The following is a 15,010-nucleotide window of genomic DNA, read 5'->3' on the forward strand; positions in this document are numbered from 1 at the left end:
GGGCGGCGGCCGAGCCGCCGGGCGCCCGCCCGGGCGGCGACGATCCGATCGCGCGAGTTCCCCTGCCCACCGGTTCGGTCCCGGTGAGCACGGCACCGGTGGGCCGGCGGGTCCGCGTCCCCAAGACCGCGGAGCTCGTCGCCAGCCAGCTACGGCGGAGGATCATCCGCGGTGAACTCACCGAGGGTGACGCCCTGCCGCCCGAGCCCACCCTGATGACGCAGTTCGGCGTCTCCCGCCCCACCCTGCGCGAGGCCTTTCGGGTCCTCGAGGCGGAGGCGCTGATCTCGGTGCGCCGCGGGGCCCACGGCGGGGCGCGGGTTCACCTCCCGAGCCCGACGGTCGCCGCCCGCTACGCCGGCCTCGTCCTCGAACATCGCGGTGCCACCCTGGGCGACGTCCACCAGGCCAGCGCCGTCATCGAGCCACCGTGCGCGGCGCTGCTCGCCGAACGGCACAGTCCGGCGGACGTCGCCGCGCTACGCGGCATCCTCGCCGAGGCCGACGAGGTCGCCGACGACCCCGCCGCACTCGCGGCGGCGCAGGCGGCCTTTCACCTGGCCGTGGTCGAGCTCACCGGCAACCAGTCCCTGTCCGTGGTCACCGGCATGCTGCAACATCTCGTCGAGATGACCAACGCCCAGCACGGGCATGCGGCCGTCGGCGCCGGTCCCGACGCGTCGCCCACGGCGGCGAGGGCCGTCGACCGGGCCACCGACAACCGGCTGGGCGCCGGTGCCACCCGACAGATCCACGCCACGCTGGTCGACCTCGTCGAGATCGGCGACGCGGCGGGCGCCGACCGCCACTGGCGGCTGCACCTGGCCGCGCCCGATCACGCGATCCCGGGCGGGCCGGCCGACCGCTGCGTGCTGGATCTGCTCGGCTGATCAGCGGTCGCCGGCCGCGGCGTGGTCGCCCGGCCAGACCGTCCACTGGGTGACCGGCATGGCCGAGCGCCACCCGGTGAAGCCGCCTACCGGGGACGCTCGGCTCACCGACAGCCGGATCAGGTCCCCGCCCCGCCGTGCGTACCAGGCCGCGAGCATCGCCTCGGACTCGAGGGTCACCGCGTTGACGACGAGCCGGCCGCGGCCTCGCAGCGCCGCCCAGCAGGCCTCGAGCAGCCCATCGGCCGTGGCACCGCCACCGACGAAGACCGCGTCGGGTGCCGGCAGCCCAGCCAGGACCTGCGGGGCGCGGCCCACGACCACCCGCAGCCCCGGTACGCCGAGGTTCGTGGCATTGCGCCGGATACGCTCCGCTCGATCGGCGCGGGGCTCGACGGCGACAGCCCGACAGGTGGCATGGGCGCGCATCCACTCGATGGCGATGCTGCCGGCGCCCGCCCCCACGTCCCACAGCAGCTCGCCGGGGGCAGGACCGAGCCTGGCCAGCGTGACCGCCCGGATCTCGCGCTTGGTGATCTGACCGTCGTGCTCGAAGGCGTCGTCGGGCAACCCGGGGGTGCGCGGCCGGTGGGCGGCCCCGGGCCCGGGGCGCGGCTCGACGGCGGCCACGTTCAGGTCGGCCGGCGGGCGCAGTGTGCTGCCCAGCAGGCCGCCGTGGTGGGCGGAGGCGTCGCGCCAACGGGCTGATGCGGCCGCCCATTCATGGGCGGCCGCCCGCTGCGCAGCCTCGTCGGCCGCGCCAAGCCGTTCCAGCACCGTCAGCGGACTCGCCCCGTAACCGCGGTCGACCAGCAGATCGGCGAGCGCGAGGGGGGTGGTCCCATCGGCGCTGAGAACCAGCAGCCGGCGATGCGGGGTGAGGGCGGCATGCACCTGGGCCAACGGGCGGCCAACCGCGCTCACGACATCGACCCCGTCGATCGCCCAGCCCAGTCGGGCGCAGGCCAGGGACACCGCCGAGGGATGCGTGAACACCCGCACCCGATCCGCCCCGAGCAGGCGAACGAGCGTGGTGCCGATCCCGTGGAACATCGGATCGCCGCTGGCCAGGACGCAGACCTCGCCGCCCGGCCCCGAGCTCCGCACCGCCGGGCGCCGGGGATCGCCGCCGGACTCCGCGCCCGTACCCGTGTCGGCCCCCGCGCCCGTGCCCGTGCCCGTGTCGGCATCCGTATCCGCGCCCGTGTCAACGCCCGTGCCCGTGTCGGCCCCCGCGTCCGTATCCGTGTCCGTGTCCGCGTCGCTCGTCCCGGCCACCGGGATGCCGTGCTCGGCGAGCAGGCCGGCGAGGGCCGGCAGCAGCGGCGACGGCCAGGTCACCCGGCGCGCGGTGAGCGGGTGCTCCCCGACCCGTGCCGGGATGAGATCGAGCTGTCGACGCGCCCCCAGCAGGACGTCGGCGCGGCGGACGGCGGCACGCGCCGCCGCAGACAGGCCGGTCCAGCCGTCCGCGCCCACCCCGACGACGCTCACCTGCGCCGACGCACGCGGCTGCGCGGTCCTGGGGTCGGACAGGGCCCCGGACACCGCCGCCGAGCCCGACACCGACGCTGGACCTGGCGGTGAAGCTGGACCTGGCGGTGAAGCTGGACCTGGCGGTGAAGCTGGACCTGGCGGTGAAGCTGGACCTGGCACAGCACGCCAGCGTAGTCCCGCGCCGAACCACAGGCCCACGGGCCGATCGGCCGACCAAGCCGGTCGCGGGGGCCGGATCAGCACCGGCTGCGGCCCGGCCGCCAGGTCTGGCGAACCATGGGCTGCGCACCCGAACCAGCCCGTACCGTCGTGGGTGCACTGTGCCGAAGCGGCGAGAGGATTCGGACGTGACGCTGCTGTTCCCAACCCTGGACGTCGATTACGACGCTCCTGCCGTGCAGGTCGGAGAGGTGGTTCTCTCCCGGGCCGAGCTGCTGGGGGCCGCGGCGACCGTCGCCGGTCGCGTCGCGGGGGCCGGGACTGTCGCGGTGCACGCCGAGGCCTCGATGGCCACCATCGTGTCCGTCGTCGGATGCCTGCTCGCCGGGGTGCCCGCGGTCCCGGTGCCACCGGATTCCGGCCCGCGCGAACGCGGCCACCTGCTGCGGGATTCGCGCGCCGAGCTGCTGCTCGGTAGCCCGGGCTGGGATGACCTGGCGATCCCGGCGGTGCCGGTCGATCCCAGCGCCCGCACGGCGTTGCCGTCCACCCCGAACACCGCGGCCACGAGACCGGCGGGCATCGGTGAACCAGCCGCGGCCACGGTCTCCCCGCCGGCGCTCATCCTGTACACCTCCGGCACGACCGGAGCACCCAAAGGCGTCATGGTGCCCGCCGCGGCCATCGCCGCCGACCTCGACGCCCTCGCCGAGGCCTGGGCCTGGACCCCGCAGGACACCCTCGTGCACGGGCTGCCGCTGTTCCACGTGCACGGCCTTGTCCTGGGTGTTCTCGGCGCGTTGCGGGTCGGCAGCCGACTGATCCACACCGTCCGACCGACGCCGAGCGCGTATGCGGCGGCCGGTGGCAGCCTCTACTTCGGCGTGCCGACCGTCTGGTCCCGGGTCTGTGACGACCCGGCCAGCGCCCGGGCCCTGGCCACGGCCCGGCTGCTCGTCTCCGGCAGCGCGGCCCTGCCGACGCCGGTCCTGACGCGGCTCGCGACGCTCACCGGCCTGGCGCCCATCGAGCGGTACGGGATGACCGAGACACTGATCACGACGAGTAGCCGGGCCGACGGCGAGCGCCGTCCCGGCTGGGTCGGCCCGGCGCTGAAGGACGTGCGCACCAGGCTCGTCGACGACGAGACCGGCGCCCCGCTGCCGGCCGACGGGCAGAGCATCGGTGAGTTGCAGATCCAGGGGCCGACCCTGTACGGGGGCTACCTGGGCAGCCCGGCGGCCACCGCCGACTCCTTCACGGCCGACGGCTGGTTCCGTACCGGCGACGCTGCGGTGATCTCGCCGGATGGGCATCACCGGATCGTCGGACGGCGGTCGACCGACCTCATCAAGTCCGGTGGATACCGGATCGGCGCGGGCGAGGTGGAGGCGGCGCTGCTGGCCCATCCGCAGGTGCGGGAGGCCGCCGTCGTCGGCCACCCCGACGCCGATCTCGGTCAGCGGATCACCGCCTTCGTCGTCGCCCCCGATCTGCTCGGTGGCGACAGGACCAGCAGCTCGGCCGCCGGGGACCTCACCGCTTTCGTGGCCCGGGAACTATCCGTCCACAAGCGACCCCGGGAGATCCACTTCGTCGCCGAGCTACCTCGCAATCCCATGGGCAAGGTCCGCAAGTCCGCCCTGGCCGTCACCCCACGCCAGCACGACGCCCCGCCCGACGGCGCCCCAGCCTGAGCGACCCCGGGTGACCGTCGCCGCCCCCCGGCGGCGGCGGTCCGAACGGGCCCCCCGGCGGCGGTCCGAACGGACCGGCCGGCGGCCGTTGCTCGTCGCTCGCGGTCCGCTCTCCCGCCGCTTGCGCCGGCCGGGTCGGCGGCGCGATGGTGAACCCCCGATAGAACGCACTGGTCGCCATCAGCTCGTCGTGGGTGCCCTGCGCCACCACCCGGCCCTCGTCCAGCACGATGATGCGGTCGGCTGCCCGGACCGTGGAAATCCGGTGCGCGATGACGAGCAGGGCGCGCTCGGCGGCGATCCGGCGCATCGCCTGCGTGAGTGCCCGCTCGTTGCCGGCGTCGAGCTGCGAGGTCGGCTCGTCCAGCAGCAGCACGGCGGGGCTCGGCAGCAGCGCACGGGCGATCGCCACCCGCTGTCGCTCGCCGCCGGAGAGCAGCACGCCGTGATCGCCTACCGGGGTGTGCAGCCCAGCCGGCAGCCGGTGGATGAGATCGGTCAACCCGGCCGTCGCGACCACCTGCGCGATCTCGTCCTCGGCCGCGTCCGGCTTGCCGTAGACGATGTTGTCCCGCAGGCTGCCGTGCAGCACCGGAGTGTTCTGTTCAACCAGGTTCACCCAGGCCCGAGCGCTGCTGCGGGAGAGGGACCGGACATCGCGACCGGCGAAGAGGATCTGCCCCTCGGCCGGATCGTAGAACCGCTCCACGAGTTCGAGAACGGTCGACTTGCCAGCCCCGGAGGCGCCGACCAGCGCGACGTGGCCCCGCCGGGGCACCCGCAGCGACACTCCACGCAGCACCGGCGTCGCGGTGTAGGCGAAATGCACCTCCCGCAGCTCGATCGCCGCCGCCAGCCGGTCGCCGTCGCCGGCACCAACGCCAACGCCGTCGCCGGCACCGACGCCATGGCCGTCGCCGTCGCCGTCGCCGTCGCCGAGCAGCGGACCGGGCACCACGGTGTCGTCGTCCTCCCGCGGCAGCGCGAACACGGCGTTGACCCGCGAGAGTGCCCCGAGGCCGCGCTGGATCGTGGCGGCGGATTCGATCAGCTGGGACAACGGCATGACCAGGTAGGTCGCGTAGAGCAGAAAGGCGACGAGGCTGCCGAGCGAGACCGAACCCCGGGCCACCAGCACGCCGCCGGCCAGCAGAACGGCGAGGACGCTGCCCTGCACGGCCAGTTGCATGGCGGGCGCGATGATCGAGTCCAGCTTCGCCATCCGGATGCCGGCCTGGTAGGCCGCGGCGGCGTGATCGCCTATTCGCTCGGCCTCGCGAGCCTCGGCCCGGTTGGCCCGGACGGTACGGATCGCGACCAGGGCCCGTTCCAGGTCCGCGGTCATGCCCCCCACGCTGGCCTGCCCGCGCTCGGACACCGCGCGGATGCGGGACAGCGCCCCGAGGACCACCACCCCGGCCACCGCGACCACCACGACGACGAGCAGGAACAGCCACGGATTGAGCCACACCATCAGGGCGACGGCGCCGGCCACCCCGATCAGGCTGGTGACAAGGGAGGTGAAGCTGTAGGCCACCGCCTCGCGTACCACGGTGGTGTCCGTGTTCGCCCGCGAGATGAGGTCCCCGATCCGGCGGGTGTCGAAGATCTGCACCCGCAGTGCAAGCAGCTGGCCGATCAGCCGCCGGCGCAGGCCGAGCAGGATGCCCTGACCGGCCCGTTCCAGCAGGTAGTGGCCGGTGGTGTCAATGACCGCCTGGCAGACGAACAGGCCCAGCAGCGCCCCGACCAGCCACATCGGGATGCCGCCGGCCTGCGCGGTGTCGATCACCTTCATCACGAGCAGTGGTTGGAGCACCCCGACGCCGGTGCCGATCACGGTCAGCACCGTGGCGATCATCACGGGCCGTCCGTGCCCACGCAACAACGCCCAGAGCTCGGCCAGCCCCCTCACCACGGTTCGGTCCCCGGCCCGACGGCCAGCAGCGCCCGCAGGTACCCGGGCGGCACCGCCTCCCCGACGATCACCCCGTCCGCTTCGACCCACGCGTGCGCGGCGAACGGCGCGACGGCCCGCACCCCGACGCACCAGGTCGGCACGCTGCCCGCCAGCCGACACAACAGCGTGGTGGCGATCGAACGGGGAACACAGCCTCGTTCCTGCCGACAGGCGGGACTGACGGCCATCACCGCCTGGCGGGCGGCGAGCGCGCTGGCGTAGTCCGCCGGCCGAGCGCCGTCGCCCAGCCGGGCCAGCACCCGACGGATGCGGGCCGGCGACTGGGTGGCGAGCAGCCGGGCCACCCCGACCGCGGCCAGCGCCGCCAGCCGACGCCCGGGGCGCAGGACCACCGCCGGCCGTTCGACGGCCGTCGGCGCCGTGGGCGCCGTCACCGCCGCGCCTCCGGCCTGCCCGCACCGGCGCTACCGGGGCAGCCCGCCTCAACCTCGGGTGACCAGTGGGCCTCGGACTCCGGCTCGATCAGCCCGACGTCGGCGAGCTGGGCCAGCAGACCCTCGACATCGCTGCGCGCGACCTGCGGATCGACCTCCACGGTCGTGCGCAGCTCCCGCACCGCGGCAGCGACGTCGCCGCCGTCCAGCAGGACGCGCAGCACCAGATCACCCGAGCGGTTGAGCGTCCAGTACCGCCCGTCGTCGGTGTGCAGCAGCACGGAGCCGTACTCGGTCGGCGCCCGCACCACGTCGGATCGCAACATCACCATGGTCCACTCCCGCTGGTCCGTCGATCTTCGGCAGATCTCCCCGGTCCTCGGTGGCCGGCGCCGGGCGCCGGGCGCCCGTGACCCGCCTGCGTCTAGCCGCGGCGGCCGGCGAGGGTACGCAGCCACGCGTCGGCCGCAAACGTCGGTCGGAGGGCCTGGCACCGGCGGTCCGCCGCGGTCCCCTGCCGGCAGGCCTCCCGCAGCGTCGCCGGCTCGATGAGTCCGAGGTCGGCCAGCGGCGAGTCATCGCACAGCCCGACCAGGACGCCACGATTCGCGCGCAACCCGCGGCCCTGCTCGACGCCGACGCCGACGCCAGCGCCGACGTCGATGCCAGCGCCGGCCGAGGTCCCCCGATGCAGGCAACTCGCCGGCATCACCTGCCGCATCGCCTCCCTGAGCAGCGCCTCGTCCGCCCAGGGAGAGGCGCGGTCCTCCGCCCGGACGGCAAGCGCGGCGCGCACGACCCGGTCGTCGAGGAACGGCGCGCTCAGCGGCGGGCCGACCGGGCTGGCCATCTGGTCGAACAGCCGGAAGGCGCACGCGGTGGCCCGGATCGCGGACAGGTCGGCGTGTCCGTCCCGCGTCGGTGCCAGGGGGCCGTCTCGGCGAGCCGCGTCGGCGACGGCCTCGGCGATGAGTCGCAGGGCGGCGCGGGTCAGCCAGCCCGGGACGACCGGCGGCAGCGCCCAGTCCAGGGCCGCCGTCGGGTGGGCCGGCTCGGGCCGCCCGAGTCCTCCCCCGAGCGCAGTCTGATCGAGGGACCGGGCCAGGTCGAACAGGCAGTCGCGATAGTCCCGAGTGCGCATCATCCGCAGGCTCGCGGCCCACGGCCAACCCTCCCGGGCGCGCAGGGCACGCAGGTGCCGCAACGCGGTCCAGGGCCGTCGGCGGGCCAGTCGAGGCAGGTAGTTCGGCGCGCCCCGCGCGACCTGCGCACCGCCGAGGCCGGTCAGGTGCAGGCGAGGGCCGTAGAGCGCAACCCGGTCGAGGCCCGCCCGCAGCCTCGCCCGGTCCGCGAGGCCGACGAAGGGACGGTCGAGCGCCTCATCGGCGCAGCCGATGCCGTCGAAGACAAGCGGGAGCTCAGTTGCGGGGAGAACCTCCCGGGCGACGCCGGGCAACGAGACCGCCGCGTCGGCCGACCAGCGTGGATCGTCGACGCCGGGGTCGCGGGCGAGCCCGGTGACCGCGACGATGTCAGCGGGGCCGCGGGCCGCCAGGCAGCACATGGCGGCCGACGCGAGCCCGCCCGACAGCTCGGCGCTGACGGTGCGCCCCGCGGCCACCCGCACGGACACCGCCTCGGCGAGGGCCGCTCGCAGGATCGGCGCGCCCTCGGCCCGCGAACGCACCGGCGCCGGCTGCCGCCACCAGCGCATCCGCTCGCGGCGGCCATCACGATCCAGGAACAGGTAGTGGTCGGGTGGCACGGCCTCGACGGACTTCCACGGCAGGAGGTCGTCGAGCGGGTACGGCGGGGATGGATCGAGCAGCGACAGGGCCAGCGCCGTGCGGTCCAGCTCGCCGCCGGTCAGCTCGGCGAGGACGTCGCCGCGGTCCGCGGCGACGTGCTGCCCGCCGGACACCGCGGTGAAGATCCGCCGCGTGCCGGTCGGGCTGCCCTGGAGCCTGTGCTGCCCGTCGATCTCAGCGATGACGTGGTAGTCCCCGGCCACGGCCCGGGCGACGTCGAGGCAGTGCACGTCCCGGGCGGCCAGGAGCAGGCGTAGGAGCTGGCTGGGATTCGCCGCGGCCCGGCCGACCAGCGCTATCCGGGCACGACCCGCCGTCGCGCTGACCATCGCGTCGTCCGGCCAGTCGCCGGCGAGCCACGGCCGTCCCGACGGGTATCGCAGCATCCGGTGGACCCCGGCGGGCAGCACCACCGGATCCCGGTCCGACAACACGACGAACCAGCACGCGGGCCGGGATGACCCGGGCCGGGCGTCGCGGCCCGGCCGTCGAGCCGTGATAGGCGTGGTCACCGCAGCCCTCCCTGTTCGCGTTCCGCCGCGCGGCGGGCAGAGCGCGGCCCGCGGCACGATGGTCGGCATCCGAAAGGTGGCCCGCCTCCCGGCGGCTGGGCCGGCCCCACCGCTGCGAGAACCACCGCAGATCAGCGGACCGGACGATCGGTCCCACGCCGGAGAGGATTCCCCCGGGACGTTCAGTGGCGGTTCAGCGGTGCCGGCAGTCCCGTCGGCTCCGAAGGGGACCGCGACCAGCCGCGTGCCGGGTCCAGCACCTCCTGATGCACCCGGCGCAGCTCCGCACCGGGTTCGATCCCAAGCTCAGTGACCATCCGTCGGTACAGGCCGCGGTACTCACGCAGCGCCTCGGCCCGGCGACCGCTGCGTTCCAGGGCGACGAGCAGCTGCGCCCAGAGACGTTCGCGGGTCGGGTACTCCACGGCCAGCGCGCGCAACGCCGGCAGCACCCGGTCGTGTTCACCGAGTGCGAGGCGCGCGTCGATCAGCGCCTCGCGGGCCGACCACCGGGCCTCCTCCAGGCGGAGGCTCTCGGCCCCACCGACCTCGGCCGGCAACTCGTCGAACGCGCTTCCGCGCCACCATCCGAGCGCCTGCTCCAGGAGCTCGGCGGCCTGGGCCGGCCCGCCGGTGCGGGCCGCGACCCGCCCGCGTTCGACCGCCCGCTCGAAGCGGACCACGTCGATCTCGTCGGGGACGACGATCAGGCGATACTCCCCTGGGCGGCTCTCGATGCGCCCCGGACCGGCCGGTCGGCGAAGGACCGAGGCCCGCGGGCCCACCGACCTGATCGACGCCGGCACGACCGGCTCTCCGACCGGCGTGGGCAGCGTGTGCCGCAGCTCGGACAGGTAGGTCTTGATGTTGCCGAGGGCGGACCGGGGCGCGTCGTCCTGCCAGAGCGCCAACCGCATCTCCTCCACCGAGGTCCACCGGCCGGCGTGCAGAAGCAGGGTCAGCAGCAGCGCCCGCTTCTTGCGCTGGTCTATTCGGACGCGCTCCCCCGGCCCACGCCAGACCTCGAGCGGGCCCAGCACGGCAAACACGACACCCGACCCGGGCCCAGGCACCGTCGCCGCGGGGCCGGACCACCGGGAGCCGTGACCTGGCTCGCCGGGACCTCGCTCGCCGGGAGTCTGGACGCCGGGACGAGCGATCGGGCCCGCAATGGTTCCGAGCTCGTCGACCATGATGATCCTCGTCGGTCGGAGATCCTCGCTGATCGGGCCCCGTTGCACACCTCGTCCGGGGACCGGCGGCCCGTTTGGGCCGGTGCTGGGAATACCCCGTTCGACCGGCCGATAGTCCTCTTCCTCGACGGTGGCCGTCCTACCGGCGGTGGGCGTCATACCAGGCGGTGGGCGTCATACCAGGCGGTAGGCGTCCTACCGGCGGTAGGCGTCCTGCCGGCACCATGCTGGCGGCGCCGGGCTGCCAACCACGACAGCGCCGCCGGGTGAGGCTGGGGAGCCGCACCCGGCGACGCCGCGCCGCGCTGCTACTACTCAGATGCCGAGGCTGGCGCGGGTCTGGGGCCCAACCACGCCGTCCACCAGCAGACCGTGCTTGAGCTGGTAGTCCTTGACCATGTGGTTCGTCTGGTAGCCGAACTGGCCGTCGACCTGGATCGGGTAACCGAGGTTGGCCAGCTTCTGCTGAATCTGCTGGACGTCCTGCCGGTAGCCGATGCCGGTGGCGAGCGACGGATACCCGGTCGGGAACGCCGCGGCGGGCGCCGCGGGCGCGGGCGCGGTGTAGGAGACGGTGCGGACGCTGATGCCGCCGCCGCGGCCGACGGCGGCCGCGGCAGCCTGGCCACGGCCCAGGAACTGGCTGTACCTGCCGTAGGTGTACGCGCTCCAGGCCGTGATGCCCTGACTCTGGCAGACCTGCTTCGCCGCCCAGGCGTTGGTGGCGGGGTCGTAGAGGTTGCGGTTACCCACCCAGCCGGCGTGCGCACGCATGTTGATCTGCCAGAGTCCGCGTGAGTCCTCACCGACCGTGGCGTGGGCGAAGGTGTTGCCGCCGGACTCGCCGAGAGCGACCGCGACCCAGGTGGACAGGGGAACGCCGCGGCAGCCGGCGAGGCCCGCGTTCGCCGCCGCGCTGGCGATGGTCACGTCCGAGACGGTGCCGGTGGCGGCGCTCGCCGGGCTTGCGGTGACGAGCATGCTGGCTCCGGCACCGATCACACCGGCGGCGGCGATGACGGCGCCGCGGTGCCGGCTGGAACGCTTCCGATGCTTTCCCTTAGCCATTCTTTGACATCTCATTTCGGTGTCGTCGAACACAGGATTGGAATCGGTTATGGCGTCCGCTCATTGGAGGGGAGCGGTTCTCATCGCCAGATACGGGCAGCACGGACTATCTGGCTTCGAAACGGCACCCGGCGCAACGGCGCAAAGAAACGGCGGGAGCAGGCTTCGACAGTGGTACGAGTGCCGGCCCGATCAGCGCGACGGCCGCATCACGCCTGGCCGCCCGAGGCGGGCGGTCCGGGGATCGCGGCCGGCCGCCGACGGCGACCCGTGCGGTCCGTCACTGGGCCGGTGATGTCAGGCGTACGCGGTGTGGCCGGCGAGGCACCGGCCGGTGGCACGTTCCCGCGGCCGTGTCAGGGCGAGAACGGCGCCCGCCATGGCGAGGGCGCGTCGCAGAAAGCGCAGGTCGCCCGGGCGGCCATCGAGACCGCAGCCGAACGTTCCCGATACACAGGCAACGTCGAATCCTTCCCGTACGCCTGCGGAGTTAGCTGTCGGGTTCGGGCCGGGAAGCCCGGTCGTCTCCGTGGAGGCGACTTAACCCCGAGGGCGGCCGTGACGAGGCCACCCGGAGGAACCTGGTTCCCCCGCTTCTGCCCAAGCTGTCTTGGAGGGACCCCGGACCGTGGGCAGAACTCGGCGTCGGCCCGGAGCAACTAGTGCCCGGCAACCGTAGCGAACTACGTACCGTAGTGACAAGTACTAGTTCTGCACGAATTTTGACGCACGTCTGTCACGGTACGTGCATAGCGCTGCGAGACCGCGACACTCGGACATCACCGAACCTTCAGGTGATGCGAAGGATCACCAGAATCGGCCGGGTACGCACCGGTCTGCCCCTGGCCGGGATGAGCCGCGAGCGGAGAAGGAGGCCCGGACCGCGGGTCGCCAGGACCTCACGCGGCACCACTCCACTCCCGCCGCGCGGGGGCGCACCGCGCTGGCAGCACCGTGCTGGCAGCACCGCAGGCGACGTCGACGTCGGACCGAGCGCGCGGGATCCAAGGCTCACGGCGGCAGGGAGGGAACGCCGGGCCGAGAGGGGGAACGCCGGGCCAGGAGGGAAGGCCGGGCGACGAGGGAACCGGCACGCCGCCCGGCGCAGCACTCGTGGAGTGCGGTGTGGTCAGGCCGGCAGGGCCGATCGCGGCGCCGGGGCCGGCCGCCACGTGCGCAGGTTCTCGAGGAAGAGCAGGATGTGTGCGCCGGCGGCGCGGCGGCCCGGGCCGCACAGCACACCCGGCCACCGGGCACGGACGCGAGCCTGGCCCCGCGGGCGGTCCGCGTAGCCATGCGCACGAGCGGAAACGGAGTCACCCGGCGAAAACGGCGCGTACGAGGCTACTGACGCCCGACCGGCGCAGCCAGGCCGCGTGGCCGTGGATACAACGGCGATGGGCGCGACGGCAAAGCACTGGTGAGGCGCCGGGAACGCTGACGGCGCGCCGGCGAGGATGGATTAGCGAGGTACCCGGACCAGACAGACCGCGGAAGCGACACGCAGGAAGTCGATGTGGCCGCGGATGACCAGAGTGGTCGACCGTCGTGCCGGATGAGGCCTGATCAGATTCAGGCGGCGCACCGATCGGATGTCAACACATGAAATGTTGACTACCGGAATGTTGCTGGCAGCCGACGGGGCCCAGCACTTCCGCGTGGGCCCCGGCGGACGACGGGTCGACGGGTCGACGGGCACAGAGCGACTCGCGCCGGCGGCGCGACCGGCCTGAGGCACGCGGACGCAGGTGCCGCAGGCCGGCGACGAACCCGCTGGCCAGGTCAGGCAGCGGCACCCGCCATCGCGTTGCAGCTATCCAGACAGGACCGGCAGGACCGGGCAAGGCGGGCGAGCTGGGCGTCGCGCGGCATCTTCTCGCACATCTCGGCGCAGGCACGGCAGACCCGCGCACACATGGCACACATCTCGCCGTGCAGCGGCGACATCCGGCACATCAGGTCGGCGCAGGTCCTGGTGACCGCCGCGCAGTCCATCATGAGCCGCATGTCCGCGGCGTCCATCATCGTGCCGGGCATGTCCATGCAGTAGGAGATGGTCTCCTCACACAGCGACGAGCACGACATACACTCCTCGATAGCTTTCCGCATGTTCTCGTTGATCATTTCGGCGTGCTGCATCGAACACCTCCGAGGTGCGGGCGACGGCTCATCCGCCATACCGGGAAGCCCGCGACAGACGGTGGTTTCCGGCTGGCCGGGCTCCTCCGACGATAGCTTTCGCAAGCGGATCCGCATCTCGGCGGACAGCCGCCGCCGAATATCTCGGAAATAGTAGGAAACCCGGTCGAGAAATACGTCCGAAGAAGGCCGGTTACCTTTCGGCACGGATGGCCTGCGCACACTGATCCCGGCGCGCCGGGACACTCCCGGTCAGCCAGCACACTCCCGGTCAGCCAGCACACTCCCGAACAGCCGGCACACTCCCGGTCAGGCGGCGGGCCCCGACGGGAGCACCCGCGGGCCGACGGCGCGGTCCGCGCCGTCGGGCTCCGGACGCGCGGGCGGCGCAGCCGTGGTCACCATCGAGGCGGGCAGTCGCGGATGCGCCAGTACCGGGCGGCCACCGAGGAAGACGCCGCTGACCGCGTCCGGGTGTTCGAAGATCCGCAGATCCGCCGGGTCCTGGTCGAGCAGGATCGCGTCGAACGTGTAGCCGACGGCGATTCGCCCCAGCCGATCCCCCACCCCGCACAGCCTCGCCCCGACGACGGTCGCCGCGAGCAACGCCTCCGGGGCGGTGAGTCCGGCTCGACGCAACTGGCTGATCTCGGCGAGGTTGGCGCCGTGGCGGGTGCGATGGCGGGCGTCGCTGCCCAGCGCGATGGGAACCCCCGCCGCGCGGGCCACGGCGATCGTCTCGGCGAGCGAGGCCTCGGTCGCCTCGGCCCTATCCACCGCCCAGCCCGGCAGCATGCCGGTGGTCGCCAGGGCGGCCAGGTCACGGTAGGGCGTCACGGTGGGTACCAGCGTGACCCCGCGGGTGGCCATCGCCGCGGCCGCTCGCTCGCTCAGCCCAATGCCGTGCTCGATGGAACGGGCGCCGGCGCCGACCGCCGCCTCGACCGCCCGCTCGCCCAGGGCGTGCATCATCACCGGACGGCCGTAGCGGGCCGCCTCAGCGACCGCGGCGGCCAGTTCCGACCGGCCGAACTGGAAATTTGGACTGCCCGGACGCGCGGACATCACCCCACCGCTGGCGTAGATCATCACCCAGTCGGCGCCGGCCCGCAGGACGCCACGGACCGCGGCGGGCAGGCCACCGGCCTCCACGACCGAGTGCGGCGGCCGGCCCGGGTAGTCGGGTCCGAGGACGTCGTCGGCGGACTCCAGCCCGGGGCCGAGGATGCCGCCGTCGCCGTGGCGCCCGGAACGGCTCAGCGCGACGATGCTGACCGCGAGCCGCGGACCCGGCACACTGCCCGCCACGAGCGCGTCGCGGACACCCGCGTCGGCGCCGCCGGCATCGCGCAGATAGGTGACACCAGCCTGCAACGACGCCCGCAGCGCATCGGCCGTCTGCAGGTACCGCGCCGAGAGCGGAGCCGTCACCAGCTCGAACTGGTCGTAGGTCGACTGGGTCACGTGTGCGTGGCAGTCGACGACGCCGGGCATCAGCCACAGCCCGCGAGCGTCGACGTCGACGGCGTCCGGGTCGAGTGCGAGCCGCGGTCCGAGGGCCCGCACGACGCCGTCGCGCACCGCCACGTCCAGCGGCACACCGAAGCGGCCGGTCGCGTCGAGGACGTGCGCCTCGCGCAGCGTGAAGCTGGTCGCCGCGAGCCTGCGCGGCGAGGCGAGGCGGGATCCCGC

General features: G+C 73.7%; 11 protein-coding genes and 1 riboswitch. Of the genes, 2 read left to right on the plus strand and 9 right to left on the minus strand.

Annotation, left to right across the window (positions count from 1 at the left end; translation table 11 throughout):
* Positions 1–890 (plus strand): GntR family transcriptional regulator (locus ND748_RS12360; protein WP_308205627.1); only part of this gene is annotated, 890 nt, incomplete at its 5' end.
* Here the strand turns inward: ND748_RS12360 and cbiE are convergent.
* The gene (cbiE, locus tag ND748_RS12365) at positions 891–2,369 is read right to left on the minus strand and encodes a precorrin-6y C5,15-methyltransferase (decarboxylating) subunit CbiE (RefSeq protein ID WP_374215908.1); all 1,479 of its coding nucleotides are present in this window, start codon (positions 2,367–2,369) and stop codon (positions 891–893) included. It abuts the gene before it with no gap.
* Positions 2,370–2,734: 365 nt separating this feature from the next.
* Here cbiE and ND748_RS12370 point away from each other — a divergent pair, with 365 nt between their 5' ends.
* Positions 2,735–4,243, plus strand: coding sequence for an acyl-CoA synthetase (locus tag ND748_RS12370; RefSeq protein WP_251745936.1), 1,509 nt, complete (start codon positions 2,735–2,737; stop codon positions 4,241–4,243).
* Here the strand turns inward: ND748_RS12370 and ND748_RS12375 are convergent.
* The 8 genes from ND748_RS12375 to ND748_RS12410 all read right to left on the minus strand — a co-directional run.
* Complete coding sequence (locus ND748_RS12375; protein WP_374215907.1) at positions 4,197–6,161, minus strand: ABC transporter ATP-binding protein; 1,965 nt, start codon at positions 6,159–6,161, stop codon at positions 4,197–4,199. The genes ND748_RS12370 and ND748_RS12375 overlap by 47 nt on opposite strands.
* Positions 6,155–6,598, minus strand: coding sequence for a lasso peptide biosynthesis B2 protein (locus ND748_RS12380; RefSeq protein WP_251745937.1), 444 nt, complete (start codon positions 6,596–6,598; stop codon positions 6,155–6,157). Before ND748_RS12380 ends, ND748_RS12375 begins: the two co-directional genes overlap by 7 nt.
* Entirely contained in the window at positions 6,595–6,930 is a 336-nt protein-coding gene (locus ND748_RS12385; RefSeq protein WP_251745938.1) for a lasso peptide biosynthesis PqqD family chaperone, read from the minus strand. Before ND748_RS12385 ends, ND748_RS12380 begins: the two co-directional genes overlap by 4 nt.
* Before the next feature lie 92 nt (positions 6,931–7,022).
* The gene (locus ND748_RS12390; RefSeq protein WP_251745939.1) at positions 7,023–8,918 is read right to left on the minus strand and encodes an asparagine synthase-related protein; all 1,896 of its coding nucleotides are present in this window, start codon (positions 8,916–8,918) and stop codon (positions 7,023–7,025) included.
* 182 nt (positions 8,919–9,100) lie between these two features.
* The gene (locus tag ND748_RS12395; RefSeq protein ID WP_251745940.1) at positions 9,101–10,111 is read right to left on the minus strand and encodes an AfsR/SARP family transcriptional regulator; all 1,011 of its coding nucleotides are present in this window, start codon (positions 10,109–10,111) and stop codon (positions 9,101–9,103) included.
* A 315-nt stretch (positions 10,112–10,426) separates the two neighbouring features.
* Positions 10,427–11,179, minus strand: a complete 753-nt coding sequence (locus tag ND748_RS12400; protein WP_251745941.1) for a peptidoglycan-binding protein — start codon at positions 11,177–11,179, stop codon at positions 10,427–10,429.
* A 465-nt stretch (positions 11,180–11,644) separates the two neighbouring features.
* Positions 11,645–11,834: riboswitch (cyclic di-AMP (ydaO/yuaA leader) on the minus strand.
* A gap of 1,127 nt (positions 11,835–12,961) precedes the next feature.
* The gene (locus ND748_RS12405; RefSeq protein ID WP_251745942.1) at positions 12,962–13,318 is read right to left on the minus strand and encodes a four-helix bundle copper-binding protein; all 357 of its coding nucleotides are present in this window, start codon (positions 13,316–13,318) and stop codon (positions 12,962–12,964) included.
* Between the two features lie 309 nt (positions 13,319–13,627).
* The coding region (locus ND748_RS12410) for an amidohydrolase family protein (RefSeq protein WP_308205628.1) at positions 13,628–15,010 on the minus strand (1,383 nt) is incomplete at its 5' end.

The organism is Frankia sp. AiPs1, from assembly GCF_023716945.1.
Classification (GTDB): Bacteria; Actinomycetota; Actinomycetes; order Frankiales; family Frankiaceae; genus Frankia.

Excerpts from the sequence above, each read along its gene's own strand:
- ND748_RS12385 (WP_251745938.1), bottom strand. The coding sequence starts at position 6,930 with ATGGTGATGTTGCGATCCGACGTGGTGCGGGCGCCGACCGAGTACGGC.
- ND748_RS12395 (WP_251745940.1), bottom strand. The coding sequence starts at position 10,111 with ATGGTCGACGAGCTCGGAACCATTGCGGGCCCGATCGCTCGTCCCGGC.
- ND748_RS12400 (WP_251745941.1), bottom strand. The coding sequence starts at position 11,179 with ATGGCTAAGGGAAAGCATCGGAAGCGTTCCAGCCGGCACCGCGGCGCC.
- ND748_RS12405 (WP_251745942.1), bottom strand. The coding sequence starts at position 13,318 with ATGCAGCACGCCGAAATGATCAACGAGAACATGCGGAAAGCTATCGAG.